This is a genomic window from Enterobacter sp. LM3, from assembly GCF_046622475.1.
Taxonomy (GTDB): domain Bacteria; phylum Pseudomonadota; class Gammaproteobacteria; order Enterobacterales; family Enterobacteriaceae; genus Enterobacter; species Enterobacter cloacae_P.
In genome coordinates this window covers 275,629-299,350 of record NZ_JBJURN010000003.1, presented here as the reverse complement: position 1 = coordinate 299,350, position 23,722 = coordinate 275,629, and the positions used below count along the sequence as shown (strand labels likewise).

General features: G+C 54.0%; 26 protein-coding genes. 8 read left to right on the top strand and 18 right to left on the bottom strand.

Annotated elements, in window-relative coordinates:
- Positions 1-232: 232 nt before the first annotated feature.
- From mltC to mutY, 3 genes are read right to left on the bottom strand one after another with little or no spacing between them, the layout of a single operon-like run.
- Positions 233-1,309 carry a membrane-bound lytic murein transglycosylase MltC gene (gene mltC / locus ACJ9N4_RS05540; RefSeq protein ID WP_182274572.1) on the bottom strand — a complete coding sequence of 359 codons (1,077 nt, stop codon included), beginning with the start codon at positions 1,307-1,309 and terminating at the stop codon, positions 233-235.
- Positions 1,310-1,365: 56 nt separating this feature from the next.
- The gene (locus ACJ9N4_RS05535; RefSeq protein WP_182918927.1) at positions 1,366-1,638 is read right to left on the bottom strand and encodes an oxidative damage protection protein; all 273 of its coding nucleotides are present in this window, start codon (positions 1,636-1,638) and stop codon (positions 1,366-1,368) included.
- Between the two features lie 26 nt (positions 1,639-1,664).
- Positions 1,665-2,717: an A/G-specific adenine glycosylase gene (gene mutY / locus ACJ9N4_RS05530; protein WP_411500314.1), complete on the bottom strand. Its 1,053-nt coding sequence runs from the start codon at positions 2,715-2,717 to the stop codon at positions 1,665-1,667.
- A 144-nt stretch (positions 2,718-2,861) separates the two neighbouring features.
- Between mutY and trmB the strand changes: the two genes are divergently transcribed.
- From trmB to ACJ9N4_RS05515, 3 genes are read left to right on the top strand one after another with little or no spacing between them, the layout of a single operon-like run.
- Complete coding sequence (gene trmB, locus ACJ9N4_RS05525; RefSeq protein ID WP_182272595.1) at positions 2,862-3,581, top strand: tRNA (guanosine(46)-N7)-methyltransferase TrmB; 720 nt, start codon at positions 2,862-2,864, stop codon at positions 3,579-3,581.
- On the top strand, positions 3,581-3,907 hold the full coding sequence (locus ACJ9N4_RS05520) for a YggL family protein (protein WP_182272594.1): 327 nt from the start codon (positions 3,581-3,583) through the stop codon (positions 3,905-3,907). Before trmB ends, ACJ9N4_RS05520 begins: the two co-directional genes overlap by 1 nt.
- A 53-nt stretch (positions 3,908-3,960) precedes the next feature.
- Entirely contained in the window at positions 3,961-4,680 is a 720-nt protein-coding gene (locus ACJ9N4_RS05515) for a DUF2884 domain-containing protein (protein ID WP_182918924.1), read from the top strand.
- A 66-nt stretch (positions 4,681-4,746) separates the two neighbouring features.
- On the opposite strand, the gene ACJ9N4_RS05510 is transcribed toward ACJ9N4_RS05515, so the two are convergent.
- The 6 genes from ACJ9N4_RS05510 to ACJ9N4_RS05485 all read right to left on the bottom strand — a co-directional run bounded on the left by ACJ9N4_RS05510 (position 4,747) and on the right by ACJ9N4_RS05485 (position 8,464).
- Positions 4,747-5,085, bottom strand: a complete 339-nt coding sequence (locus ACJ9N4_RS05510; RefSeq protein ID WP_411500313.1) for an endonuclease domain-containing protein — start codon at positions 5,083-5,085, stop codon at positions 4,747-4,749.
- A 63-nt stretch (positions 5,086-5,148) separates the two neighbouring features.
- Positions 5,149-6,291: a radical SAM family heme chaperone HemW gene (hemW, locus tag ACJ9N4_RS05505; RefSeq protein ID WP_182918923.1), complete on the bottom strand. Its 1,143-nt coding sequence runs from the start codon at positions 6,289-6,291 to the stop codon at positions 5,149-5,151.
- Positions 6,284-6,877: an XTP/dITP diphosphatase gene (locus tag ACJ9N4_RS05500; RefSeq protein ID WP_182272590.1), complete on the bottom strand. Its 594-nt coding sequence runs from the start codon at positions 6,875-6,877 to the stop codon at positions 6,284-6,286. The genes hemW and ACJ9N4_RS05500 overlap by 8 nt, the downstream gene beginning before the upstream one ends.
- A gap of 4 nt (positions 6,878-6,881) precedes the next feature.
- Positions 6,882-7,178: a DUF167 family protein YggU gene (gene yggU / locus ACJ9N4_RS05495; RefSeq protein WP_014885193.1), complete on the bottom strand. Its 297-nt coding sequence runs from the start codon at positions 7,176-7,178 to the stop codon at positions 6,882-6,884.
- Positions 7,175-7,741 carry a YggT family protein gene (locus tag ACJ9N4_RS05490; protein WP_182272589.1) on the bottom strand — a complete coding sequence of 189 codons (567 nt, stop codon included), beginning with the start codon at positions 7,739-7,741 and terminating at the stop codon, positions 7,175-7,177. Before ACJ9N4_RS05490 ends, yggU begins: the two co-directional genes overlap by 4 nt.
- Positions 7,742-7,762: 21 nt before the next feature.
- On the bottom strand, positions 7,763-8,464 hold the full coding sequence (locus tag ACJ9N4_RS05485) for a YggS family pyridoxal phosphate-dependent enzyme (protein ID WP_411500312.1): 702 nt from the start codon (positions 8,462-8,464) through the stop codon (positions 7,763-7,765).
- Positions 8,465-8,481: 17 nt separating this feature from the next.
- Here ACJ9N4_RS05485 and ACJ9N4_RS05480 point away from each other — a divergent pair, with 17 nt between their 5' ends.
- Entirely contained in the window at positions 8,482-9,465 is a 984-nt protein-coding gene (locus ACJ9N4_RS05480; RefSeq protein WP_411500311.1) for a type IV pilus twitching motility protein PilT, read from the top strand.
- A gap of 55 nt (positions 9,466-9,520) precedes the next feature.
- Here ACJ9N4_RS05480 and ruvX read toward each other — a convergent pair whose 3' ends face one another.
- The 8 genes from ruvX to metK all read right to left on the bottom strand — a co-directional run bounded on the left by ruvX (position 9,521) and on the right by metK (position 16,689).
- Positions 9,521-9,937 carry a Holliday junction resolvase RuvX gene (gene ruvX, locus ACJ9N4_RS05475; protein WP_182272587.1) on the bottom strand — a complete coding sequence of 139 codons (417 nt, stop codon included), beginning with the start codon at positions 9,935-9,937 and terminating at the stop codon, positions 9,521-9,523.
- On the bottom strand, positions 9,937-10,497 hold the full coding sequence (locus ACJ9N4_RS05470; protein ID WP_182272586.1) for a YqgE/AlgH family protein: 561 nt from the start codon (positions 10,495-10,497) through the stop codon (positions 9,937-9,939). Before ACJ9N4_RS05470 ends, ruvX begins: the two co-directional genes overlap by 1 nt.
- An 83-nt stretch (positions 10,498-10,580) precedes the next feature.
- Positions 10,581-11,528 carry a glutathione synthase gene (gshB, locus tag ACJ9N4_RS05465; RefSeq protein ID WP_182272585.1) on the bottom strand — a complete coding sequence of 316 codons (948 nt, stop codon included), beginning with the start codon at positions 11,526-11,528 and terminating at the stop codon, positions 10,581-10,583.
- A gap of 31 nt (positions 11,529-11,559) precedes the next feature.
- On the bottom strand, positions 11,560-12,291 hold the full coding sequence (rsmE, locus tag ACJ9N4_RS05460; protein ID WP_182272584.1) for a 16S rRNA (uracil(1498)-N(3))-methyltransferase: 732 nt from the start codon (positions 12,289-12,291) through the stop codon (positions 11,560-11,562).
- Positions 12,292-12,343: 52 nt separating this feature from the next.
- The gene (endA, locus tag ACJ9N4_RS05455; RefSeq protein ID WP_411500310.1) at positions 12,344-13,051 is read right to left on the bottom strand and encodes a deoxyribonuclease I; all 708 of its coding nucleotides are present in this window, start codon (positions 13,049-13,051) and stop codon (positions 12,344-12,346) included.
- Between the two features lie 94 nt (positions 13,052-13,145).
- Positions 13,146-13,643 (bottom strand): SprT family zinc-dependent metalloprotease, encoded by a 498-nt coding sequence (locus tag ACJ9N4_RS05450; RefSeq protein WP_182272582.1) that lies wholly within the window; start codon positions 13,641-13,643, stop codon positions 13,146-13,148.
- A 58-nt stretch (positions 13,644-13,701) separates the two neighbouring features.
- Positions 13,702-15,099: a galactose/proton symporter gene (galP, locus tag ACJ9N4_RS05445; RefSeq protein WP_182918919.1), complete on the bottom strand. Its 1,398-nt coding sequence runs from the start codon at positions 15,097-15,099 to the stop codon at positions 13,702-13,704.
- A gap of 435 nt (positions 15,100-15,534) precedes the next feature.
- The gene (metK, locus tag ACJ9N4_RS05440; RefSeq protein ID WP_182272580.1) at positions 15,535-16,689 is read right to left on the bottom strand and encodes a methionine adenosyltransferase; all 1,155 of its coding nucleotides are present in this window, start codon (positions 16,687-16,689) and stop codon (positions 15,535-15,537) included.
- A gap of 662 nt (positions 16,690-17,351) precedes the next feature.
- Here metK and yqgB point away from each other — a divergent pair.
- The 3 genes from yqgB (at position 17,352) to speB (ending at position 20,601) form a co-directional block, all read left to right on the top strand.
- On the top strand, positions 17,352-17,483 hold the full coding sequence (gene yqgB, locus ACJ9N4_RS05435; RefSeq protein WP_182918918.1) for an acid stress response protein YqgB: 132 nt from the start codon (positions 17,352-17,354) through the stop codon (positions 17,481-17,483).
- Positions 17,484-17,491: 8 nt separating this feature from the next.
- Complete coding sequence (speA, locus tag ACJ9N4_RS05430) at positions 17,492-19,468, top strand: biosynthetic arginine decarboxylase (protein ID WP_182272577.1); 1,977 nt, start codon at positions 17,492-17,494, stop codon at positions 19,466-19,468.
- Between the two features lie 212 nt (positions 19,469-19,680).
- The gene (gene speB / locus ACJ9N4_RS05425) at positions 19,681-20,601 is read left to right on the top strand and encodes an agmatinase (RefSeq protein ID WP_182918917.1); all 921 of its coding nucleotides are present in this window, start codon (positions 19,681-19,683) and stop codon (positions 20,599-20,601) included.
- A gap of 76 nt (positions 20,602-20,677) precedes the next feature.
- Here the strand turns inward: speB and ACJ9N4_RS05420 are convergent, their stop codons facing one another.
- Positions 20,678-21,436 carry a M48 family metallopeptidase gene (locus tag ACJ9N4_RS05420; protein ID WP_182918916.1) on the bottom strand — a complete coding sequence of 253 codons (759 nt, stop codon included), beginning with the start codon at positions 21,434-21,436 and terminating at the stop codon, positions 20,678-20,680.
- Between the two features lie 272 nt (positions 21,437-21,708).
- Between ACJ9N4_RS05420 and tkt the strand changes: the two genes are divergently transcribed.
- Complete coding sequence (tkt, locus tag ACJ9N4_RS05415; protein WP_182272575.1) at positions 21,709-23,700, top strand: transketolase; 1,992 nt, start codon at positions 21,709-21,711, stop codon at positions 23,698-23,700.
- The last annotated feature ends 22 nt before the right edge of the window (positions 23,701-23,722 follow it).

Below are 23,722 nucleotides of genomic sequence, written 5' to 3'. Positions count from 1 at the left end.
GATTCTCCTGCCGGGAGCCCGGGTTGCCAGGGCGGTGGCGGTGAACCGCCCTGGCACGTTCACCTGTATTGTCGTTACAGAGTAGCAATCAACATAAAGTGAACGGAATAACCACTACTGCTTTATGTTCCCCCTCACCCCAGCCCTCTCCCTCAAGGGAGAGGGGGTATTCTGTGCCAACCTGTAATTTGTGGGGATCCCTCAACCTTTGGGGAGAAGGCAGGGGCAGGGGCTAACGGCGGCGATACCCTTTCTGTGCCGTATTTACCTTGTAAAGATAACGACGGGATTCTGCAGATGGGTGGCGGGTCGTCAGGGTTGAGTACACATCCCCTGGTGCCATGCTGTTGATGATACTGGCTGCCTGCACTTTGTCATTTGAGAAGACGCGCAGCACGCTGCCAGCCCCACCGTTGTACGCAGTGATAACGGCATAGCGGCGCGACGTTGGGTTATCAATTCCGCTCAGATAGACGTTATTCAGCATCGCCAGATACGCAGTGCCGGTATCAATATTACTCTGCGGGTCGAACAGATAGTTTCGGCTCGGCGTACCGGATTTACCCTGCGCGCGGAACACGTCTTTCCCGGCGCTGTGCTGGACAACCTGCATCAGCCCCAGCGCGTCAGAACGGCTCACCGCGTAAGGGTTAAAGGAGGATTCGGTCTGCATAATCGCCAGGATCAGTGACTCATCTACGCCATATTTACGCGAAGCCTGACGCACCATGCCCACGTACTTATGCGCACGTTTGTCGAGGTGGTTTGGCACCAGGTTGATGGTGACGCTGTAGATAATGCGCAACCCGTTGCTGCGGCTCTTCAACCGGGTTTGCAGCAGGTAGTCGGCAAATTTAGTGGCGCGACCTTCCCAGCGGATCGCCTGGCCGGTCTGATCGACCACCTGACCGTACAGGAACGGCTCTTTGGAGATAGTGATGTCGTCGGCATCGGAATAGAGATCAATAGAACCCGGATCGTCACCCATCAGCAGGGTTTTCACGATCGCCTGACGTAAGCGTGCAGCAGGTTCGGTACCTGCGATGGTTTCAACGGTGATCGTACCGTCATCAAAGTTGATGTGGCTACGGGTCTGATAGGCGTCGGTGTACTTAACGTAGTCCTTAGGGCCAGCAATAAGAACTTCGTTAAATCCCCAAATATTTTCGATGTTATGGGCAAACTGCCCCATCAAAATGTCAAAACCGTTGGTGTCCTTGACCCAGGCTTCGTTGTACTCATCGCCTTTTTTTGAAGAACAAGACACAAGCAGCGGTGCAACAAGCGCGAGCGCTAAAAATTTTTTCATCATTCCGGGAGTGCGTGTTGTGTTTGCTTTAACGGCGGAGTTGCCCCCGCACGCTGTTATTTTTCCGGTGGCGTATAGCCTTCGATGTGTACGTCTTTGCCTTCGAACAGGAAATTCACCATCTCCTGCTCCAGCAGTTTGCGGTGTTCCGGGTTCATCATGCTGAGTTTTTTCTCGTTAATCAGCATGGTTTGCTTGTGCTGCCACTGCGCCCAGGCTTCTTTGGAGATCTCGTTATAGATACGCTTACCCAGGTCACCTGGGTAGAGCTGGAAGTCCTGGCCTTCAGCATCGCGCTGCAGGTAAGTACAAAAAATAGTTCTGGCCATACTCATTCCTCTTTTTCAGGCCGATGCTAAACCATTGCACCGGCACGTAATTGCTGTAACAGGCGCTCCACTGGAGCTGCCAGCCCGACTGATGGCGGTTGCGCTAAGTTATACCAGAGAGCGGTTCCTTCATCCATGCAGGAGGTGAATGAGGACACGGGAAGCCACATTGGCACAATATCCAGATGGAAATGGCTGAAAGTATGACGAAACGCCGTCTGTTGCGTAAGGTTATCGGCAGCAATTCCGCGCTGTTTAAGCCATTCCCGAAGCGTGGTTTCATCTTCAAACTGTGGGAAGCAGTATAGCCCACCCCACAGACCGCTTGGTGGGCGCTGAGCCAGGAAAACCTCATCGCCGTGCTGCATCAGCAGCATATATCCGGTGCGCTCTGGCAGCGTCTGCTTCGGCTTTTTGCCTGGGTACTGCGCCCACGAGTTGTTGGCATACGCCACGCAGAGATTATTCACCGGGCAAAGTTCGCATTTCGGTTTTGAGCGCGTACACACCATCGCACCGAGATCCATCATTGCCTGATTAAAACGCTCAACACCGTTGGCGGGCGTAACGTCTTCACTGATTTCCCACAGGCGCTTTTCAACCTCTTTTTTCCCGGGCCAGCCGTCAACTGCATAGCAACGGGCAAGCACGCGCTTCACGTTGCCGTCGAGGATCGGGTAATGCTTGCCTAACGACAGAGAGAGGATAGCGCCTGCGGTTGAGCGTCCGACGCCGGGTAAATCCGCCACTTCGTCGAAGGTTTCCGGGAATGTGCCGTTGTGGCGGGTGGCAACGTGCTGTGCCGCTTTGTGCAGATTACGCGCGCGGGCGTAATAACCCAGGCCCGTCCACAGGTGTAATACTTCGTCCAGCGGTGCATTAGCCAGATCGGTCACCGTCGGGAAGCGCGCCATAAAACGCTCAAAGTAAGGAATGACCGTGGCAACCTGTGTTTGTTGCAACATCACTTCAGAGAGCCATACTTTGTAAGGCGTTTTTTCAATTTGCCAGGGCAGGGTTTTACGCCCGTATTTGTCGTACCAGTCCAGCACCTGGGCTGAAAATTGAGAGGCTTGCATGGTCATCGATTCGTATAATCAGGGACGCAGATTGCAGCACAGCGTCAATCTGCTGTAAACCGGATCTTTCCCATGCTTGCATAGAAGCCTTAACTTTGGATAATGCCCGTTTCCCGAACATTCTCACAAGCAGACAACTCTTTTATGAAAAACGACGTCATTTCACCGGAATTTGATGAAAACGGTCGCCCGCTGCGCCGTATTCGCAGCTTCGTCCGCCGTCAGGGCCGCCTGACAAAAGGGCAGCAACACGCGCTGGATAACTACTGGCCGGTGATGGGCGTTGAGTTTACTGAACAGCCTGTTGACTTCACCGAGCTGTTTGGCCGCGATGCGCCTGTTACGCTGGAGATCGGCTTTGGTATGGGGTCGTCACTGGTCACGATGGCGAAAGCCCGCCCGGAACAAAATTTTCTCGGCATTGAAGTACACTCACCAGGCGTAGGTGCCTGCCTGGCAACGGCCCATGAAGAGGGCGTTGAGAACCTGCGCGTGATGTGTCACGACGCGGTAGAAGTGCTGCACAAAATGATTCCTGACAATTCTTTGAACATGGTTCAGCTCTTTTTCCCTGACCCGTGGCATAAAGCACGTCATAATAAACGCCGTATCGTTCAGGCTCCATTTGCAGAGTTGCTGAAAAGTAAGTTAAAACTGGGCGGTGTCTTCCACATGGCGACCGACTGGGAACCTTATGCGGAACATATGCTGGAAGTGATGTCGTCTCTGGATGGTTATAAAAACCAGTCTGCAAGCAACGACTATGTACCGCGTCCGGATTCACGTCCGTTAACGAAATTTGAACAGCGTGGTCATCGTCTTGGCCACGGTGTATGGGACTTAATGTTCGAGAGGGTGAAATAATGGCAAAGAATCGTAGCCGTCGTCTGCGTAAAAAAATGCATATTGAAGAATTCCAGGAAGTGGGTTTCTCCGTTGCATGGCGTTTTCCGGAAGGTACCAGTGTAGAACAGATCGACCAGGAGGTTGATGCGTTCATCAACGACGTTATCGAGCCAAACAAACTGGCCTTTGACGGCAGTGGATATCTGGCGTGGGAAGGTCTGATCTGCACGCAGGAAGTCGGTAAATGCACCGAAGAACATCAGGCTCTTGTGCGCAAATGGCTTGAAGACCACAAACTGGAAGATGTCCGCATCAGCGAACTTTTTGATGTTTGGTGGGACTAATAAAGAAGTCATGGGCCAGCATTAGCTGGCCCATTTTGTCTGAGGGAATGTTTATGATGCGCAAAACGTTGCTGGCTGTTGCACTAATGGCAACCGGATTCACCGCCCATGCGGACTATCAATGTAGTGTCACCCCGCGTGACGATGTGGTGTTAAACCCGCAAACTGTGCAGGTCAAAGGCGAGAACGGCAATCTGGTGATTACGCCAGAGGGTAACGTCACGTTTAACGGTAAACCGCAAAACCTGACTGCCGCGCAGCGTGAACAAGCGAAGGATTACCAGGCCGATTTGCGTGCCTCGCTGCCGTGGATTGATGAAGGTGCGCTAACCCGCGTCGAGAAGGGGCGTGTGGCGCTGGACAAGATCATCACCAAAGAGGTGGGTGAGAGCAGCAATATGCGTACCCGCCTGACTAAGCTGGATAAACAGCTGAAAGAGCAGATGAACCGTATTATTGAGCATCGCACCGACGGCCTGACGTTCCATTACAAGGCTATCGATCAGGTGCGGGCCGACGGCCAACAGCTGGTGAACCAGGCGATGGGCGGCATCCTGCAGGACAGCATCAACGAGATGGGGGCTAAAGCCGTGCTGAAAGGCGGCGGTAACCCACTGCAGGGGATATTAGGTAGCCTGGGCGGGCTGCAGACCTCGATTCAGAACGAGTGGAAGAATCAGGAAGATGATTTCCAGCAGTTCGGTAAAGACGTGTGTAAACGCGTGGTGACGCTGGAAGACAGCCGTAAGGCACTGGTGGGGACGCTTAAGTAAGATCTCCGCTCGCTGGGACCCTCTCCCACGGGAGAGGGAGTCAGCCTCCCCTCCCGTGGGAGAGGGTTAGGGTGAGGGCATCAGGCATCGCAGTCGTTGCAAAATAGCCATCAGCACGTTCTCTTCATTGGTCCTGAATTCATTATTCCAGAACCGCATAACTTCCCAGCCATTCACTTTCAGAAATTCAGAACGATGGGAATCATAGGCCTGTTTGTCCTGATGTTGTCCACCGTCCAGCTCAATGATTAGCTTCGCCTTAAAACAGGCAAAATCCACGATATACGCCCCAACTGGCATCTGGCGGCGAAACTTATATCCAAAGAAGCGGCGACCTCTGAGCAAATACCACAGACGTAATTCTTCGGGTGTCATTTCTTTGCAGAGTTGTTTTGATTTGTCCATCCCCACACTCTGCCAGCCTTTCCCTCAGCCGGCAGAACGGGATGCAAAATCCTGAAGCCGCCTTCAGAGATCTTCGGCGAGGAACAGCTCAAGAAGGGAGTTTAAGAACAGTTTGCCGTGCTCGGTGATCTGCCAGTATTCATCACACTCGGTGAGATATCCCTTCGCCAGCGCGTCGTCAATCTGTGGGCGAATCACTGACTCCGGCAGCCCGGTATACCGCGAGAACTCCGCACGCGGTGCGGCTTCAAGCAAACGAAAACGGTTCATAAAGAACTCAAACGGCTTATCCACCTCCTCGACATCATGCTGACGTTCAAGGTAGCGGCCTTCCATGTACCCACGCGGGTGGCGAGTTCTGGCGGTGCGCAGAATGCGCCCGTCCGGGAACGTTACTTTGCCGTGTGCGCCGCAGCCAATTCCCAGATAATCACCAAAGCGCCAGTAGTTCAGGTTGTGCTGACACTGGTACCCCGGCTTTGCATAGGCGGACGTTTCGTACTGCAGATAGCCTGCGGCGGTCAACAGCTGGTGACCTTGCTCAAAAATATCCCACAGCGCGTCGTCGTCCGGCAGTACCGGAGGGCGAGAACCAAACAGCGTGTTAGGCTCAATGGTCAGTTGGTACCAGGAGAGATGCGGCGGGTTTAGCTCAATCGCCTGGCGCAGGTCGTCCAGCGCCTCTTCCAGTGACTGATCCGGCAGGCCGTGCATCAAATCGAGGTTAAAGCTACGCAGACCCAACCCTGTCGCCAGATGCGCGGCGCGCTTTGCCTCTTCCGGGCCGTGAATACGTCCCAGACGCTTTAATTTCGGCTCGCTGAAGCTCTGCACGCCGATGGAGATACGGTTCACCCCCGCACGCTGATACTCGACGAAACGGTCAGCCTCAACGGTGCCAGGGTTGGCTTCCATTGTAATTTCTGCATCTGCTGCAAGAGTAAGGCGCGCCCGCACGCCATCCAGCAGCGTTTGCATCGCCGGGCCTGAGAGCAGGCTCGGCGTACCGCCACCAATAAAAATGGTCTTAACTTCACGTCCCTGTGCGTAAGGTACATCAACATCCAGGTCGGCCAGCAGATGCGCAACGTAATCATCGTGCGGCACTTCACCTTTCAGCGCGTGCGAGTTGAAATCGCAGTACGGGCATTTCTGCACGCACCACGGGATGTGAATATAAAGACTCAGAGGTGGCAAATTAGCCATTACGTAATGCTTCCAGTAACAGTTTCAGCGCACGTCCACGGTGGGAAATCGCGCTTTTCTCTTCGCGGGTGAGTTCCGCAGCAGTTTTGCCCTCAGACGGGACAAAGAAAATAGGGTCGTAGCCAAAGCCGCCGTTGCCTGCTGCCTCACGGGCAATCACACCCGGCCAGCTACCGTGGCAGACGACTGGCGTTGGGTCTTCTGCATGACGCAGATAGACCAGCACGCAGTGGAACTGTGCGGTGCGCTGGTCGTCGGGGGCATCTTCCAACGCGACAAGCAGCTTTTCCAGATTCTGCTGGTCGGTGGCGTCTACGCCGGAATAGCGTGCGGAGTAGATCCCCGGCGCACCACCAAGAAAATCCACGGCCAGGCCGGAGTCATCGGCTATCGCGGGCAGACCCGTGATCTGCGCGGCATGGCGCGCTTTCAGGATCGCGTTTTCGATAAACGTCAGCCCTGTCTCTTCGGCGGGATCCACGCCAAGATCGGTCTGGGCAACCACATCCAGCCCAAAATCATTTAATAACGAGGCCAGCTCGCGCACTTTACCGGCGTTACCGGTCGCGAGAACAACTTTCTGCATGGGTTTAGTCCTGTTCTGTCAGAGCCGCGACTTCCGTCGGGATGGATTGCGGGTTGAGGATTTTTACCTGTTTATGCCGCCCAAGTTCACCTTTTTCAATGATGACCTGGCTTTTGGCGACGCGAAACTGTTTTGCCAGATATTTGGTCAGATGTGCATTCGCCTGGCCATCAACCGGTGGGGCAGTGATGGCGACTTTTAATTCGTCGCCATGCAATCCAACAATACTGTCGCGGCTGGCTTTCGGCTGAATATACAGCCGTAAAACCAGCCCGTCGGCGCAGGTGCTTACTGCACTCATAACGCCATCCACAGCCCCGGCAGTAACATATCGCCAGTGGACTGTAACAGCTCAGCGATCCCCATATTGACGACGTACAGCAGCAGTACGAGGATCATCGGCGAGAAGTCGATACCGCCCATTGACGGGAGCAGGCTACGAATCGGGCGCAGCAGTGGTTCAGCTAACTGGATCAGCGCGTATTCCACCGGGCTACGACCCTGGCTAACCCAGCTCATCAGCGCCATGACCAGCAGCACCCAGAAAATCAGCGACCCGACGGTTTTAACCAGAATCAGGACGGCGGCGATCCAGATAATCGGCTGGAAGGTGATGACCATAAACAGCACGATCGCTTTGATAACGCTCAGAATAAACGCCACCAACAGAGACGAGCTATCAACAGGACCCATTGCCGGAATAATGCGACGCAGTGGTCCTACAACAGGTTGCGTGATTTTCACGACAAACTGTGAGAACGGATTGTAAAAATCACAACGAGCCCACTGCATCCAGACGCGCAGCAAAAGCGCCATCGTATACAGCTCAAGGACCGTTGAGAGCAGGAATGTCAACGTCTTCATGGCGTTCCTCAGGTTTCCTTATTATTTGGTGTAGTCGCGCGCACCGAAAATTGCCGTGCCGATGCGCACCATCGTGCTGCCTGCCGCGATTGCGGCTTCCATATCATCCGACATGCCCAGAGACAGTGTGTCTACCGTCGCATAGCGCGCTTTAAGCGCCTCAAATGCTACAGCCATTTGCTGTGCCACGGCAAACTGCCTTTCATAACTTGACTCAGGTGCCGGAATTGCCATTAAACCACGCAGGGTTAAACGTGGCAGCGCCGCCACGTCTGCCGCCAGCGCATCCAGTTCGCTCAGCGCAATACCGGACTTGCTGTTTTCGTCACTGATGTTGACCTGAATCAGCACGTTTAGAGCAGGTAATTCCGCTGGACGCTGTTCGTTCAGCCGTGTGGCAATACGCAGACGGTCAATGGTATGGCACCAGTCGAAGTGCTCTGCTACCAGACGGCTTTTGTTCGACTGCAATGGGCCAATAAAGTGCCATTGCAGACTGGTATTTCCCTGCTCCTGGAAGTGGCGAATTTTATCCACGCCTTCCTGCACGTAGTTTTCACCAAACGCACGATGGCCAGCGGCAATGGCTTCTGCGATGGCGCTCGCAGGCTTAGTTTTGCTGACTGCAAGTAACGTAATTTCTTCTGAAGCACGGCCGCAACGTGTTGCAGCGGCTGAGATTTTGTCCCGGACCTGTGCCAGGTTATGCGCAATGTCGTTCATTTTCCGAGGAGAGTTGTATGGTATTGGAAGAAATCGTGGCCCTTAGTGTAAAGCATAATGTCTCCGATCTACACCTGTGCAGTGATTCGCCACCGCGCTGGCGCAGGTTAGGTTACCTTGAACCTGCGCCATTTTCTTCTCCTGATGTTGAAGCCTTATTAAAAACCTGGCTTAGCGATGAGCAGCAAGGGGTGTGGTGGGCGAACGGGCAGGTGGATTTTGCCGTCACGCTTGCGGGAAATCAGCGTCTGCGTGGCAGCGCATTTACCCACATGAAAGGTATCTCGCTAACGCTACGGTTGCTGCCGCTTGCCTGTCCACAACTTGCCTCCCTGGGCGTGCCGAGAGCGATCCCGGAACTGTTGTCCAATGACAATGGGCTGATTCTGGTGACGGGCGCGACCGGCAGCGGAAAATCTACCACCCTCGCAGCGATGGTGAATTTTCTCAATCATCATACTGACGGACACATTCTGACACTCGAAGATCCGGTGGAACTTATCTACCAAAGTGAGCGCTGTCTGATCCATCAACGGGAGATAGGTCAGCACAGTCCGTCATTTGCCGAGGCGCTACGCAGTGCGTTACGTGAAGATCCGGATGTGATCCTGCTGGGTGAATTGCGTGACAGCGAAACGATCCGTCTGGCGCTGACGGCGGCAGAGACCGGACATCTGGTGCTGGCAACGCTGCATACGCGTGGTGCATCGCAGGCCATCGAGCGGCTGGTGGATACCTTCCCGGCCCGGGAGAAAGAGCCAGTACGCAATCAGCTGGCAGGCAGCCTGCGGGCTGTACTGGCGCAAAAACTCCGTCAGGATGTGCAGGGCGGGCGTGTGGCACTTTATGAGTTGCTGGTGAACACATCGGCGGCGGCAAATCTCATCCGCGAAGGGAAAACGTGGCAATTGCCCGGCATCATTCAAACCGGTCAACAGGCAGGTATGCAGAATTTTGAGCAGAGCCTGGCCGAGCGGCGGGCGCAGGGGCGGTTGTTATGACGCCGAAGTCGGGTAGCCGCCAATGGGCTACCGTCCGGTATCCGTCTGAAGAGGGTCAGTAACCCTGTTCGAAATAGCTTTCGAGGATAATCACGGCGGAGGCCGAGTCAATGCTGCCTTTATTAAGCGCCCTGAAACCACCGTGTTCAAACAGGCCTGCGCGTGCTTCTACAGTGCTCAGTCGTTCGTCGTGCAGTTTAACTGACACGCCAAAGCGGCCGTGGATTTTATTGGCAAACTTTCGCGCACGGGCGGTGAGCGGCTGTTCGGTGCCATCCATATTCAGCGGTAATCCAACGATTACGTCGTCCGGCTGCCACTCTTTGAGCAGGCGCTCTATCAGCGTCCAGTCTGGTGTGCCGTCGTTGGCTTTTAGTGCCGTGAGTGGGCGGGCGGTGCCGGTGATGCGTTGACCAACGGCGACGCCGATACTCTTCGTGCCAAAATCAAAGGCAAGCAGTGTTCCGCTCATTATGCGTGCCCCGCTACGCCAGGCATGGTCAGAATATCAATGCCAATCAGTTTCGCTGCCTCGCGCCAGCGTTCGGCGATAGGCGTTTTAAACAGGATGTTCATATCGGCAGGGGCCGTGAGCCAGGCATTATCCAGGATCTCTTGTTCGAGCTGGCCTTTTTCCCATGAGGAATAGCCCAGGGCAACCAGCACTTCAGAAGGTTGATTCGCGGTGCCCAGTGTTTCGAGTACGTCGCGAGACGTCGTGATAACGGTGTTATCAGAGATACGAATACTGGAAGAGAACGCCGGAGGCGTATGCAGGATAAAACCACGATCCTCTGCGAGTGGCCCGCCCAGCATCACCGGTTTATCAAGACGGATTTCCGGTAAACGCTCTTCAGCTTCGATTTTCAGCTTTTCCAGAATCCCTTCAACCTGCAGGTTTTCCAGAGGCTTGTTGATGATAATACCCATCGCGCCGTCTTCATTGTATTCACAGATATAAACTACGGAGCGACGGAAAATGGGATCCTGGAGAGCAGGCATGGCAATAAGAAAGTGATGCTGTAAATTCATTGTCAGAGGTTCTGTTTCCTGGTTTAAAAAGCGACAGCGTCCAGTATGCTGTAGAAACGATAACGCTGTCACTCATTGGGAAGTTAATTCTGTAAACGTTTTTCGATGGCGTCCATCAGCATTCCGGTGATCGAGACCGGGAACTCCGCTTCGATTTCACGAATACAGGTTGGACTGGTGACGTTCACTTCAGTCAGACGATCGCCGATGATATCCAGGCCGACAAAGATCAAGCCTTTGGCTTTCAGGGTAGGGCCCACGCGGCGGGCAATTTCCCAGTCGCTTTCGGTTAATGGACGCGGTTCGCCACGGCCACCGGCCGCCAGGTTACCACGGGTTTCGCCACCCTGAGGGATACGCGCCAGACAATAAGGTACCGGCTCGCCATCCACGACCAGAACGCGTTTGTCACCGTCTTTAATGGCTGGCAGATAGTTTTGTGCCATGCAATAACGTGTACCCAGCCCGGTCAGCGTTTCGGCAATCACCCCGATGTTCGGATCGCTCTCTTTCACGCGGAAAATAGACGCGCCACCCATACCGTCCAGCGGTTTCATAATGATATCGCCGTGCTTCTGCCAGAATGCTTTCAGCTGTGCCTTGTTGCGAGTCACCAGCGTTTCAGGCGTCAGGTCAGAGAACCATGCGGTGTAGAGCTTCTCGTTACAGTCGCGCAGGCTTTGCGGTTTGTTAACGATCAACGTTCCTTTCTCTTCTGCACGTTCAAGGATATAGGTGCAGTAGATGTATTCGGTGTCGAACGGCGGATCTTTACGCATCAGGACAACATTGAGGTCGGCAAGCGCGATATCCTGCTCGGTACCAAATTCATACCATTTGTCGTAGTTCTGCTCGACGTTAACGATGCGAGTGCGTGCGCGGGCTTCACCGTTGATCAGGTAGAGATCGTTCATCTCCATATAGTGAAGTTCATAGCCGCGACGCTGCGCTTCCAGCAGCATAGCGAAGCTGGAATCTTTCTTGATGTTAATGTTTGCGATGGGATCCATCACGATGCCGAGCTTGATCATGTTCTTCTCCGTTAATGGGTCAGGCTTTGCTTCAACCCAGATCGCCAAACCGTACCTGTAGCGCGGTAATGGCGGTGAGTGCCGTTGTCTCAGTGCGCAGAACGCGAGGTCCCAACAGAATATCAGTAAACGCATAACGTGCCGTCATGGCAATTTCGTCAGCTGACAGACCACCTTCCGGGCCAATCAGCAGGCGTACACGTTCAACGGGCAACGGTAGCGTATTGATGCTGGCACTGGCGCGCGGGTGAAGATTGAGCTTCAGCCCGGGTTCCTCTTCAGCACACCAGTCCTCCAGATCCATCGCTGGGCGGATCTCCGGAATACGGTTGCGGCCGCTCTGCTCACAGGCCGCAATGGCAATTTTCTGCCACTGCTGGATCTTTTTGTTCAGACGTTCCGCATCCAGTTTAACGCCACAACGTTCAGAAAAAAGTGGCGTAATGAGGCTTACACCCAGTTCAATGGATTTCTGAATCGTGAATTCCATCTTCTCACCGCGCGACATCACCTGGCCCAGATGAATGTGAAGGGGGGATTCACGATCATCGACTTCGCCACGCAGTATGTTCACGTGCACGCTTTTTTTATCGGCACGCGTAATTTCAGCGTCGAAAACCTGATTGGAGCCATCAAACAACTGAATCGCCTGGCCTGCACCCATACGCAGAACGCGGCCTACATGGTTAGCGGCTTCATCAGACAGGGCGATTTCGCGGCCTGCGGTAATCAGTTCAGGGTGGTAGATGCGAGGAATGCGCATAGTCAGAAATTCCGTGTGTAATACGATGTAAGCGAATTGCCGCTAGTGTAGGTTAGCTCTTTTGCGCCTGGCAAGCCCGCTGGACATAAGGGTTATGATTCCCCTGTACTTTGGCGATGCGTTCGTCGCGCTGGCATTCCCACTCCGTCACCGGATACTGCTTGTCCCAGGCATTAAATAGCTGCGTTTGCTGGCGGGAAATAGTGAGCTCGTAACGGTCGCGCATATAGAAATAGGTGCGGGCAATGCTGCCCCGTGCGCGGGCTGGCGGTTCGGCGACTTTCTCTTTGAAATCCACCTTCATGGTACACTGACCATACTGTCCTTCGCCCCCGTTCCACTGGCTGTACATAAAATTGCCGCGATCGCCATTTACTTCGCCAACCGCCGGTTGCAGGTTGTGCATATCGCTTTCCATCTGGCGGTATACTGGATCTTTGGTACAGTTTTTACGGCCACCGTCCTGCCAGCACTGACGCTGGTGACCAAACTGCCATGCCGGAACCACGTGTTCCCATTCGATTCGGCTGGCGCGGTTCTCATTTTTGCGAACTTTATAACCGCAGGACTCGAGATCAACGACCCCTTTTTTGCCCTGCCAGTTAATTTTACAGCCGCAGTAGAAATCGCCCGGCACGTCAGCGTTAACCTTAACGCCTGCGGTTTTGGCCTGAGAGAAACTGTTGATACCGTCGGCCAGAGCATGGCCGGAGAATGCCGTCGTCAGAAAGGCGACCGCGAAAGAGAAATTACGGGACATCTTACACTCCGTGTCAAAACGAGCCCGCAACGTAACGAATGTTGTTCCCGTATGCAATCAGTCTGGTCAGGAAAGTTCTTGATAGTTCAGTTGATTATTCCGCAACCAGCGGTTCTCCGCATTTAACACAGCGGTAGGTCGCCTCGCCGCGCACCACCCGGTTATGACGGCGAACGGTCAGCTGATGTTGCTGGCACTGGCAGCGGTAGGGGAAGGTATTGCGGCGCACCGATTCCAGCTCGAACTGATGGGTTCTGCTCGCCGGAACGCCGAGCACCGCCTCCATCATCCACTTCCACTCTTTACCGTGCGGTGCTACGCGGCCAAAGTGTTTCCATACCAACAGATGTGCCAGTTCGTGTGGAACAACCTCGTCGATAAACGCCTGTTGGTTTTCCAGCATCAATACCGGGTTCAGGCGGATTTCATAGGATTCCAGCCAGGCCGTACCGGCAGCTGTGCCGCGCTGCTGATAGACCAGTTTAGGTTCTGGATAAGTTCGGCCAAGCTTCAGGTTTGCCTGGGCGAGTTTTTCCCGCAGGCTGCGCATAACGGCTTGTTGAATGGCGATAGGGAGACGGGGAGCTTTCATAAGGGCAGAGCATAAAACGCGAAGCGGGGAGGTGCAAGGGGCACCTCCCGTCAGAGGATTAGTCGTGCGCGCCAATCTCGCGCAGCGGACGACCTTTCATCAGGTTACGTTCAATGTGTTCCAGCGACACGTGTTTGGTTTCTGGAACCAGCCAGACGGTCAGAATAATAAAGAACAGGTTCAGACCGGAGTAAACCCAGAAGGTGTTGGCATTACCCAGGCTGTTGAGCATGGTCAGGAATGTTGCGCCGACAATCATGTTGGCAATCCAGTTGGTTGCGGTAGAGCAGGTGATACCGAAATCACGCCCTTTCAGCGGCTGGATCTCAGAGCACAACACCCAAATCAGTGGGCCGGCGCTCATCGCAAAACCAACGATAAAGATCAGCAGCATGGCCACGGCAAAGTACTGTGCGCCTGGTGAGTGAATGCCTACATGCATCATGGTGCCGAGTACGCCCATACCAACGGCCATGACCAGGAAGCCCAGCGTGAGTGTCGGTTTACGGCCCCAGCGGTCTACCAGCCCGATGGCGATAAAGGTCGCCAGTACGTTGGTCAGTCCCACAATGACGGTGCCCCACATCTGCTCTGTGGTGTTGGTGTAACCGGCCAGTTCAAAGATTTTTGGTGCGTAGTACATGATGACGTTCATCCCGGTGAACTGCTGCATCACCTGCAGCAACACGCCCAGGAACACCGCACGGCGGAAGTTGCTGTTCTCTTTGAACAGTGCCCAGCCAGACTGTTTGACCTTCAGGCTTTCGCGGATCTCTTCCAGCTCGTTTTTTGCTTCTGCACGGGTATCACGCAGGCGCAGCAGCACGCGTTCGGCATCCACGAAGCGACGCTTCGCGGCAAACCAGCGCGGACTGTCTGGCAGGAAGAACACGCCAATCAACAGCAGAATAGCAGGGATGATGATGACGCCGAGCATCCAGCGCCATGCGCCGCTGTAGCTGAAAGCGGTATCGGAAAGATAAGCCCCCAGGATCCCGATGGTGATCATCAGTTGATACATCGAAATCATACTGCCGCGGATTTTCTCCGGCGCGATTTCGGAGAGGTAAAGCGGAGCGGTATAAGACGCAACACCGACGGCCAGACCGAGTAATACGCGAGACACCAGCAGTACTTCAACGTTGGGTGCCGCAGCAGAGAACAGTGAACCGGCAACGAACAGAATGGCACCAATCATCAGGCTCTTTTTGCGGCCCAGTCTGAAGGAGAGCCAGCCACTGCCGATAGCACCGACCGCCGCACCGAACATCATGGAGCTCACCACCCATTCCTGAGTGTGTGCGCTTATCTGAAACTCATCGGCGATGAAAGGTAATGCACCGGCAATCACGCCGATATCCAGACCAAAGAGTAATCCAGCCAGGGCGGCGAGGAAGCAGACGAAGAATGTCATCGCCTTGTTGGACGTACGCCCCTGTTTTTTATTGTCAGGCATTATGCCCTCCAGTTGGGTTATCAGTTTTATCAATGCAAAGGGTAGGTGAGTGAACCGTAAAAATATGAGATGCAAATCACATTAGTGTAATCGGTTACATTAGTGTGTTGATGTAAATTAAATTAACATATTGAAAATATAGAGATAAAAAAGCTTACGCGCATCCCTCTTGAGCTTATTTCAGACTTAACTCAAATTAAATGTAACAATGGGTGAGATGGCGTTGCTGAAGGGGGAGGAGATGAAGTAGATGCTTATTTATTATGGTGTAATCGGTTTCAATTGAGGTCATGCATTTTGCCGGGTGGCGGCTACACCTGACCAGGCCTACAAAACGGCAGAACCCGCAGGTTTGCGCAAGCGAAGCAGCGCTGCGCGCAAAAATGCAAAAGGCCAGCGCTAAGGCTGGCCTTTTCAAATGCAGATGGCAGTCGGTTATTTCAGACCGGCAGCTTCACGCAACTGAGCGGCTTTGTCGGTTTTTTCCCACGGGAAATGTTCACGACCAAAGTGACCGTATGCAGCGGTTTCTTTGTAGATTGGGTGCAGCAGATCCAGCATCTGAATCAGGCCATATGGGCGCAGGTCGAAGAACTCACGCACCAGCAGAGTCAGCTGCTCGGAAGGCACTTTTTCAGTACCGAAAGTTTCAACCATGATGGAAGTCGGTTCAGCCACGCCGATGGCGTAAGAAACCTGGATCTCACAACGGTCAGCCAGACCCGCAGCAACGATGTTTTTCGCAACATAGCGTGCAGCATACGCAGCAGAACGGTCAACTTTAGACGGATCTTTACCGGAGAATGCACCACCACCGTGACGTGCCATGCCGCCGTAGGTATCAACGATGATTTTACGACCGGTCAGACCGCAGTCACCCATTGGCCCGCCGATAACAAAGCGTCCGGTTGGGTTGATGAAGTATTTGGTGGACGCACTCAGCCACTCTGCTGGCAGAACCGGTTTGATGATCTCTTCCATCACGGCTTCCTGCAGGGATTTCTGATCAATCTCTTCAGAATGCTGAGTGGACAGAACCACGGCATCAATGCCGGCGATTTTGCCTTCGTCGTACTGGAAGGTCACCTGGCTTTTGGCATCCGGACGCAGCCACGGCAGGGTGCCATTTTTACGTACTTCGGCCTGACGCTGCATCAGACGGTGCGCGTAGGTGACAGGTGCTGGCATCAGCACGTCGGTTTCATTGGTTGCATAGCCGAACATCAGGCCCTGGTCGCCCGCACCCTGTTCCAGTGGATCGGCACGGTCAACGCCCTGGTTGATGTCCGGAGACTGTTTGCCAATTGCGCTCAGTACGGCGCAAGAGTTGGCATCAAAGCCCATATCAGAATGTACATAACCGATCTCACGAACCGTGTTACGGGTGATCTCTTCGATATCAACCCATGCGCTGGTGGTGATTTCACCGCCAACCAGAACCATGCCGGTTTTGACATAGGTTTCACACGCTACGCGCGCTTTTGGATCCTGGGTCAGGATCGCATCCAGCACCGCATCGGAGATTTGGTCAGCAATTTTATCAGGATGTCCTTCTGATACGGACTCGGACGTAAACAGGTGTTTTGCCATGTTTTATTTCACCTAAGGAGAATTTGGTTAGCTCGAACTGCTGTGTGGAATAGCCAAAGGAGAGTATTCTACCAAGGCCGGTTGCTTTTTGACACTGGCAGTCTGAGTGTTAATCGGTATGGATGGATTAACATCTGGATGGCTATTTTAGGTCACTTCTTCGCCCTATTTCCAGTTTTTTTTGACTAACCTCTCACTGCGTTGAATTCTCTGGTGGAAATTTTTCCTGACGGCGCTGGCAACGCGCGCATTTATCTTTTGCATTTTGGCTACCTTCTCGGTATAAAACGCGGCGCGCGGCTCATATAAAAAAGCGCTCGATGAACTCATCGTGTCGCCACTTCCAGCCGGGTTAAGCAGTGAACTATTAGCTTTGGCTTGTGGTCCGTTTCAGCAGGAGCGGCCGTGGAGGTGATACGAGATAATGAACCATCGTTTTCCGCTAATTCAGCGCAGCCGTTCTGGCGCGTATTTGATTCCCGCAACCCGCAAATCTAGTCTGCAAACCTGCCGATGTTATACCCATCTCGGCGCTTCTCAGGATCCCAGGGCTGGTCACGCCTTGTGAAAACTGAACAAGGGCGCTCTTGTTAATACAAGAGTTTTCTCGTGGTTTCGCCGAACCTTGTCATACAGAGTTCGGATACGTGTTTTACAATGATATGAATAAGAAACCGGTCGCACGGTCTGAATTTCAGCATACTCTGCTGGGAGACAGGGTCGTTTATGGGTTGTTATCGCCGTGTAACGCTGCGATAGTAGTCAACTGTTTTACACTTAATACAAAGAGTTGAGGTTCGCTATGTCTGACGACATGTCTTCGGTTTCGCCTTCGTCAGCAGGCGAACAGGGTGTACTACGTTCTATGCAGGAGGTTGCGATGAACTCCCAGGAAGCCAGCAAGATGCTGCGCACTTACAATATTGCCTGGTGGGGCAATAACTACTACGACGTCAACGAACTGGGCCACATCAGTGTTTGCCCGGATCCAGACGTTCCTGAAGCGCGCGTGGATCTCGCCAGACTGGTGAAAGCACGCGAAGCGCAGGGCCAGCGTTTACCTGCACTGTTCTGCTTCCCGCAGATCCTGCAACACCGCCTGCGTTCGATTAACGCCGCGTTCAAACGCGCACGTGAATCTTACGGTTATAAAGGCGACTATTTCCTGGTTTACCCCATCAAGGTGAACCAGCATCGCCGCGTGATTGAATCCCTGATCCACTCCGGCGAACCGCTGGGCCTGGAAGCAGGTTCGAAAGCGGAACTGATGGCCGTTCTGGCGCACGCGGGCATGACCCGGTCAGTGATCGTCTGTAACGGTTATAAAGACCGTGAATACATTCGTCTGGCGCTGATTGGCGAGAAGATGGGACACAAGGTCTATCTGGTTATCGAGAAGATGACCGAGATTGCTATCGTGCTGGAAGAGGCCGAGCGTCTGAACGTGGTACCGCGCCTCGGTGTGCGTGCGCGTCTGGCGTCGCAGGGTTCCGGTAAATGGCAGTCCTCCGGTGGCGAAAAATCTAAATTCGGCCTCGCGGCAAACCAGGTGCTGCAACTGGTAGAAATTCTGCGTGAGCGTGGTCGTCTGGACAGCATTCAGTTGCTGCACTTCCACCTCGGTTCACAGATGGCCAATATTCGCGATATCGCTACTGGCGTGCGTGAGTCGGCCCGTTTCTACGTTGAGCTGCACAAGCTGGGTGTCAACATTCAGTGCTTCGACGTGGGCGGTGGCCTGGGCGTGGACTATGAAGGCACGCGTTCGCAGTCTGACTGCTCCGTCAACTACGGCCTGAACGAGTATGCCAATAACATCATCTGGGCGATTGGTGATGCCTGTGAAGAAAACGGCCTGCCGCACCCAACGGTGATCACTGAATCCGGTCGCGCGGTGACCGCGCACCATACCGTGCTGGTTTCTAACATCATCGGCGTTGAGCGTAGCGAAAATACCGCAGCCACACCTCCGGCAGACGATGCCCCGCGCGCGCTGCAAAGCATGTGGGAAACCTGGCAGGAGATGCACGAGCCGGGTACGCGTCGTTCTCTGCGCGAATGGCTGCATGACAGCCAGATGGATCTGCATGACATTCACGTCGGTTATTCCTCAGGCACCTTCAGCCTGCAGGAGCGCGCGTGGGCAGAGCAGCTTTATCTGAACATGTGCCATGAAGTGCAGAAGCAGCTCGACCCGAGCAACCGGGCACACCGTCCGATTATCGACGAGCTGCAGGAACGTATGGCGGATAAGATTTACGTCAACTTCTCGCTGTTCCAGTCGATGCCGGATGCCTGGGGTATCGACCAGCTGTTCCCGGTACTGCCGCTGGAAGGGTTGAACCATGCTCCGGAACGTCGTGCGGTGTTGCTGGACATCACCTGTGACTCCGACGGTGCTATCGACCACTACGTTGATGGTGACGGCATCGCAACGACCATGCCAATGCCGGAATATGACCCGGAGAACCCGCCAATGTTGGGCTTCTTTATGGTCGGCGCGTACCAGGAGATCCTCGGTAACATGCACAACCTGTTCGGGGATACCGAAGCGGTTGATGTGTTTGTCTTCCCTGACGGCAGCGTGGAAGTGGAGTTGTCCGACGAAGGGGACACCGTGGCAGACATGCTGGAATACGTGCAGCTGGATCCGAAAACTCTTCTGACCCAGTTCCGCGACCAGGTGAAAAACACCGGTCTGGACGATGCCCTGCAGCAGCAGTTCCTGGAAGAGTTTGAAGCGGGTCTGTACGGTTACACCTACCTGGAAGATGAGTAATTCCTTTTCCCTCTTCCCTCTGGGGAGAGGGTTAGGGTGAGGGGCAAAGACCGCACAATCCCCTATACTCACTTGAACCCGTATGAATTAACGGCGATAATTCGTCCCAATTAGCGATTTACGAATCAATCCCTTCCTCGTCGGGTTTAACGACGCGGAGGGGATTTTTTTTCATCTGTTTTTAATGTATCGACTTTAAAAGAGGTCAGGACATGAGCACTTTAGGTCATCAGTACGATAACTCTCTGGTATCTAACGCGTTTGGTTTTTTACGTCTCCCGATGAACTTCCAGCCATACGACAGCAATGCTGACTGGGTGATCACTGGTGTTCCGTTTGACATGGCAACCTCCGGCCGTGCCGGTGGCCGTCATGGCCCGGCAGCGATCCGCCAGGTGTCGACTAACCTGGCCTGGGAGCATAACCGCTTCCCGTGGAACTTCGACATGCGTGAACGTCTGAACGTAGTGGACTGTGGTGACCTGGTTTACGCGTTTGGTGATGCGCGTGACATGAGCGAAAAACTGCAGGCCCATGCCGAGAAACTGCTGGCAGCAGGTAAGCGTATGCTCTCTTTCGGTGGTGACCACTTTGTCACTCTGCCGCTGTTGCGCGCCCACGCCAAACACTTCGGTAAAATGGCGTTGGTACACTTTGATGCGCATACCGACACTTACGCGAACGGCTGTGAATTTGACCACGGTACGATGTTCTTTACCGCACCGAACGAAGGCCTGATCGATCCAAACCATTCAGTACAGATTGGTATCCGTACAGAATTCGACAAAGACAACGGTTTTACCGTACTGGATGCAGGCCAGGTGAACGATCGCGGCGTGGACGATATTCTGGCTCAGGTTAAGCAGATCGTCGGTGATATGCCTGTGTACCTGACCTTCGACATTGACTGCCTGGATCCGGCGTTTGCACCGGGTACCGGAACTCCTGTGATCGGCGGCCTGACGTCCGATCGCGCCATCAAACTGGTTCGTGGTCTGAAATATCTGAACATCGTTGGTATGGATGTGGTGGAAGTGGCTCCGGCTTATGATCAGTCAGAGATCACGGCGCTGGCAGCGGCTACTCTGGGGCTGGAAATGCTTTACCTCCAGGCCGCGAAAAAAGGCGAGTAAGTTGTCAGCCGGGTAGGGCGAAGCCGCCACCCGACTTTCGTCTATAAAAAAGGAGGCAAATATGCCTCCTTTTACATTATTTGATTCCGTCAGCGGCCATGCGATCGCGAATATGTTGCGCACGCTCTTCTGAGGCTGGGTGGTCGTCAAACATGGAGCTTTGGCGTCCTGCTTCCTGCTTTGCCAGTTTCTCGAAGCTGGTGGCTAAACCTGATGGGTTAATCCCGCGTTTGCGCAACAAATCGTAAGAGTAGTCATCCGCTTCAGATTCCTGGCGTTGGGAGAACTGGGAGTTGACCAGTTTTTCACCGACGTCGCCAAGCTGAGACTGGGAAAGGCTGCCTACGATCCCACCAGCAGAGGCTGCCGCCGCGCGGATCGCGTTAGTGCCCAGCGCAACCTGCATTCCTTTCTTCACGTGGCCCAGTGCAACGTGGCCCATTTCATGGCCGATCACCGCTTCGACTTCGTTGTCGTTCATCATGTCCATCAGCCCGCTATACACACGGATGCAGCCGTTTGCCATCGCGAAGGCGTTCACATCCTTCGCCATGTAGACCTTATAGTTTACCGGCTGTCCGTTGATGTTATCGCCCAGAGCGGACGCAATCTTATTCAGACGCTGCGTGTAGGTACTATTGTCCGGGGCAATGGTGGCTTTTCCATCCATATCTTTACAGGACTGGTCGCTCAGCGCTTTAACCTGTGCGTCGCTCAGGGAATACGCCTGAAAAGCTTCTGCGCCTGAGGTCATCAGACCGTTAGAGTCCATATTCTGACAGCCGCTCAGCAGGAGCGTTGTACCCAGGGCCAGCACTATTGCACGCATTTTCATGATGTTGCTTCCGTACTCGTTAATCTGAATAAAATCTTAAAAGTATACCGCCAGCGAAGCCGGGGGCTGGCTAAGTATAAGGAATATCAACAGGGCCGGGCGAGCAGATTGCGCAACATGCGAGCATGATCCAGAGATTTCTTAAGCTGCAAAAGAATGCTCCATGTACATGCCTTGCTGCTTGGGTTACATTGTTGGCACTTTTTTCCGGCGTAGCCCAAAACGCGCTGTCGTCAAGGGCATGGCCTTTAACAGTCCGATCTGGAGTTAAAATGTCCTCACGTAAAGAGCTTGCTAATGCTATTCGTGCGCTGAGCATGGACGCAGTACAGAAAGCCAAATCCGGCCACCCGGGAGCCCCTATGGGTATGGCTGATATTGCCGAAGTCTTGTGGCGTGATTTCCTGAACCACAACCCGCAGAACCCGGCATGGGCTGACCGCGACCGTTTCGTCCTGTCTAACGGCCACGGCTCTATGCTGATCTACAGCCTGTTGCACCTCACTGGCTATGATCTGCCAATTGAAGAGCTGAAAAACTTCCGTCAGCTGCACTCCAAAACTCCAGGTCACCCGGAAGTGGGTTACACCGCTGGCGTAGAAACGACCACCGGCCCACTGGGTCAGGGTATTGCTAACGCAGTGGGTATGGCGATTGCCGAGAAGACCATGGCGGCGCAGTTCAACCGTCCTGGCCACGATATTGTTGACCACTTCACTTACGCGTTCATGGGCGACGGCTGCATGATGGAAGGCATTTCTCACGAAGTGTGCTCCCTGGCAGGTACCCTGAAGCTGGGTAAACTGGTTGCGTTCTATGACGATAACGGTATCTCCATCGACGGTCATGTTGAAGGCTGGTTCACTGATGACACCGCTAAACGTTTCGAAGCCTACGGCTGGCACGTTGTGCGTGGTGTTGATGGCCACGATGCTGACTCGATTAAACGCGCAGTAGAAGAAGCACGCGCCGTGACGGACAAACCGTCCCTGCTGATGTGCAAAACCATCATCGGCTTCGGTTCTCCGAACAAAGCGGGTACGCACGATTCCCACGGTGCACCACTGGGTGACGCGGAAATTGCACTGACTCGTGAAGCACTGGGCTGGAAACACCCTGCGTTCGAAATCCCATCTGACATCTACGCGCAGTGGGATGCAAAAGAAGCAGGTCAGGTTAAAGAAGCGGCCTGGAACGAGAAGTTCGCTGCCTATGCGAAAGCCTTCCCACAGGAAGCAGCTGAATTCACCCGTCGTATGAAAGGTGATATGCCATCTGATTTCGACGCGAAAGCGAACGAATTCATCGCTAAACTGCAGGCGAATCCATCTAAAATTGCCAGCCGTAAAGCATCTCAGAACGCTATCGAAGCGTTCGGTCCACTGCTTCCAGAATTCCTGGGTGGCTCTGCGGACCTCGCACCATCCAACCTGACCCTGTGGTCTGGTTCTAAAGCGATCAACGAAGATACCGCCGGTAACTACATCCATTACGGTGTACGTGAATTCGGTATGACTGCTATCGCGAACGGTATCTCCCTGCACGGTGGTTTCCTGCCGTACACCTCTACCTTCCTGATGTTCGTCGAGTATGCACGTAACGCCGTGCGTATGGCTGCGCTGATGAAACAGCGTCAGGTGATGGTCTACACCCACGACTCTATCGGTCTGGGTGAAGATGGCCCAACTCACCAGCCGGTAGAGCAGGTCGCATCTCTGCGCGTGACCCCGAACATGAGCACATGGCGTCCATGTGACCAGGTTGAATCCGCGGTAGCGTGGAAATACGGTGTTGAGCGTCAGGACGGCCCGACCGCGCTGATCCTCTCCCGTCAGAACCTGGCACAGCAGGAGCGTACTGCAGAGCAGCTGGCGAACATCGCTCGCGGTGGTTACGTACTGAAAGATTGCGCGGGTCAGCCTGAGCTTATCTTCATTGCAACCGGTTCTGAGGTTGAGCTGGCTGTTGCGGCATGGGACAAACTGTCTGCCGAAGGCGTTAAAGCGCGCGTGGTTTCCATGCCGTCTACCGATGCATTCGACAAGCAGGATGCAGCATACCGTGAATCCGTACTGCCGAAAGCTGTCTCTGCACGCGTTGCAGTGGAAGCAGGTATTGCAGACTACTGGTTCAAATACGTAGGTCTGAACGGCGCTATCGTCGGTATGACCACCTTCGGTGAATCTGCTCCGGCAGAACTGCTGTTCGAAGAGTTCGGCTTCACCGTTGAGAACGTTGTCGCGAAAGCGAAAGAACTGCTGTAATTGCTAGTTGGGTGCGGGCTGG

Excerpts from the sequence above, each read along its gene's own strand:
- mltC (WP_182274572.1), bottom strand. The coding sequence starts at position 1,309 with ATGAAAAAATTTTTAGCGCTCGCGCTTGTTGCACCGCTGCTTGTGTCT.
- ACJ9N4_RS05535 (WP_182918927.1), bottom strand. The coding sequence starts at position 1,638 with ATGGCCAGAACTATTTTTTGTACTTACCTGCAGCGCGATGCTGAAGGC.
- mutY (WP_411500314.1), bottom strand. The coding sequence starts at position 2,717 with ATGCAAGCCTCTCAATTTTCAGCCCAGGTGCTGGACTGGTACGACAAA.
- trmB (WP_182272595.1), top strand. The coding sequence starts at position 2,862 with ATGAAAAACGACGTCATTTCACCGGAATTTGATGAAAACGGTCGCCCG.
- ACJ9N4_RS05520 (WP_182272594.1), top strand. The coding sequence starts at position 3,581 with ATGGCAAAGAATCGTAGCCGTCGTCTGCGTAAAAAAATGCATATTGAA.
- ACJ9N4_RS05515 (WP_182918924.1), top strand. The coding sequence starts at position 3,961 with ATGATGCGCAAAACGTTGCTGGCTGTTGCACTAATGGCAACCGGATTC.
- ACJ9N4_RS05510 (WP_411500313.1), bottom strand. The coding sequence starts at position 5,085 with ATGGACAAATCAAAACAACTCTGCAAAGAAATGACACCCGAAGAATTA.
- hemW (WP_182918923.1), bottom strand. The coding sequence starts at position 6,291 with ATGGCTAATTTGCCACCTCTGAGTCTTTATATTCACATCCCGTGGTGC.
- ACJ9N4_RS05500 (WP_182272590.1), bottom strand. The coding sequence starts at position 6,877 with ATGCAGAAAGTTGTTCTCGCGACCGGTAACGCCGGTAAAGTGCGCGAG.
- yggU (WP_014885193.1), bottom strand. The coding sequence starts at position 7,178 with ATGAGTGCAGTAAGCACCTGCGCCGACGGGCTGGTTTTACGGCTGTAT.
- ACJ9N4_RS05490 (WP_182272589.1), bottom strand. The coding sequence starts at position 7,741 with ATGAAGACGTTGACATTCCTGCTCTCAACGGTCCTTGAGCTGTATACG.
- ACJ9N4_RS05485 (WP_411500312.1), bottom strand. The coding sequence starts at position 8,464 with ATGAACGACATTGCGCATAACCTGGCACAGGTCCGGGACAAAATCTCA.
- ACJ9N4_RS05480 (WP_411500311.1), top strand. The coding sequence starts at position 8,482 with ATGGTATTGGAAGAAATCGTGGCCCTTAGTGTAAAGCATAATGTCTCC.
- ruvX (WP_182272587.1), bottom strand. The coding sequence starts at position 9,937 with ATGAGCGGAACACTGCTTGCCTTTGATTTTGGCACGAAGAGTATCGGC.
- ACJ9N4_RS05470 (WP_182272586.1), bottom strand. The coding sequence starts at position 10,497 with ATGAATTTACAGCATCACTTTCTTATTGCCATGCCTGCTCTCCAGGAT.
- gshB (WP_182272585.1), bottom strand. The coding sequence starts at position 11,528 with ATGATCAAGCTCGGCATCGTGATGGATCCCATCGCAAACATTAACATC.
- rsmE (WP_182272584.1), bottom strand. The coding sequence starts at position 12,291 with ATGCGCATTCCTCGCATCTACCACCCTGAACTGATTACCGCAGGCCGC.
- endA (WP_411500310.1), bottom strand. The coding sequence starts at position 13,051 with ATGTCCCGTAATTTCTCTTTCGCGGTCGCCTTTCTGACGACGGCATTC.
- ACJ9N4_RS05450 (WP_182272582.1), bottom strand. The coding sequence starts at position 13,643 with ATGAAAGCTCCCCGTCTCCCTATCGCCATTCAACAAGCCGTTATGCGC.
- galP (WP_182918919.1), bottom strand. The coding sequence starts at position 15,099 with ATGCCTGACAATAAAAAACAGGGGCGTACGTCCAACAAGGCGATGACA.
- metK (WP_182272580.1), bottom strand. The coding sequence starts at position 16,689 with ATGGCAAAACACCTGTTTACGTCCGAGTCCGTATCAGAAGGACATCCT.
- yqgB (WP_182918918.1), top strand. The coding sequence starts at position 17,352 with ATGAATAAGAAACCGGTCGCACGGTCTGAATTTCAGCATACTCTGCTG.
- speA (WP_182272577.1), top strand. The coding sequence starts at position 17,492 with ATGTCTGACGACATGTCTTCGGTTTCGCCTTCGTCAGCAGGCGAACAG.
- speB (WP_182918917.1), top strand. The coding sequence starts at position 19,681 with ATGAGCACTTTAGGTCATCAGTACGATAACTCTCTGGTATCTAACGCG.
- ACJ9N4_RS05420 (WP_182918916.1), bottom strand. The coding sequence starts at position 21,436 with ATGAAAATGCGTGCAATAGTGCTGGCCCTGGGTACAACGCTCCTGCTG.
- tkt (WP_182272575.1), top strand. The coding sequence starts at position 21,709 with ATGTCCTCACGTAAAGAGCTTGCTAATGCTATTCGTGCGCTGAGCATG.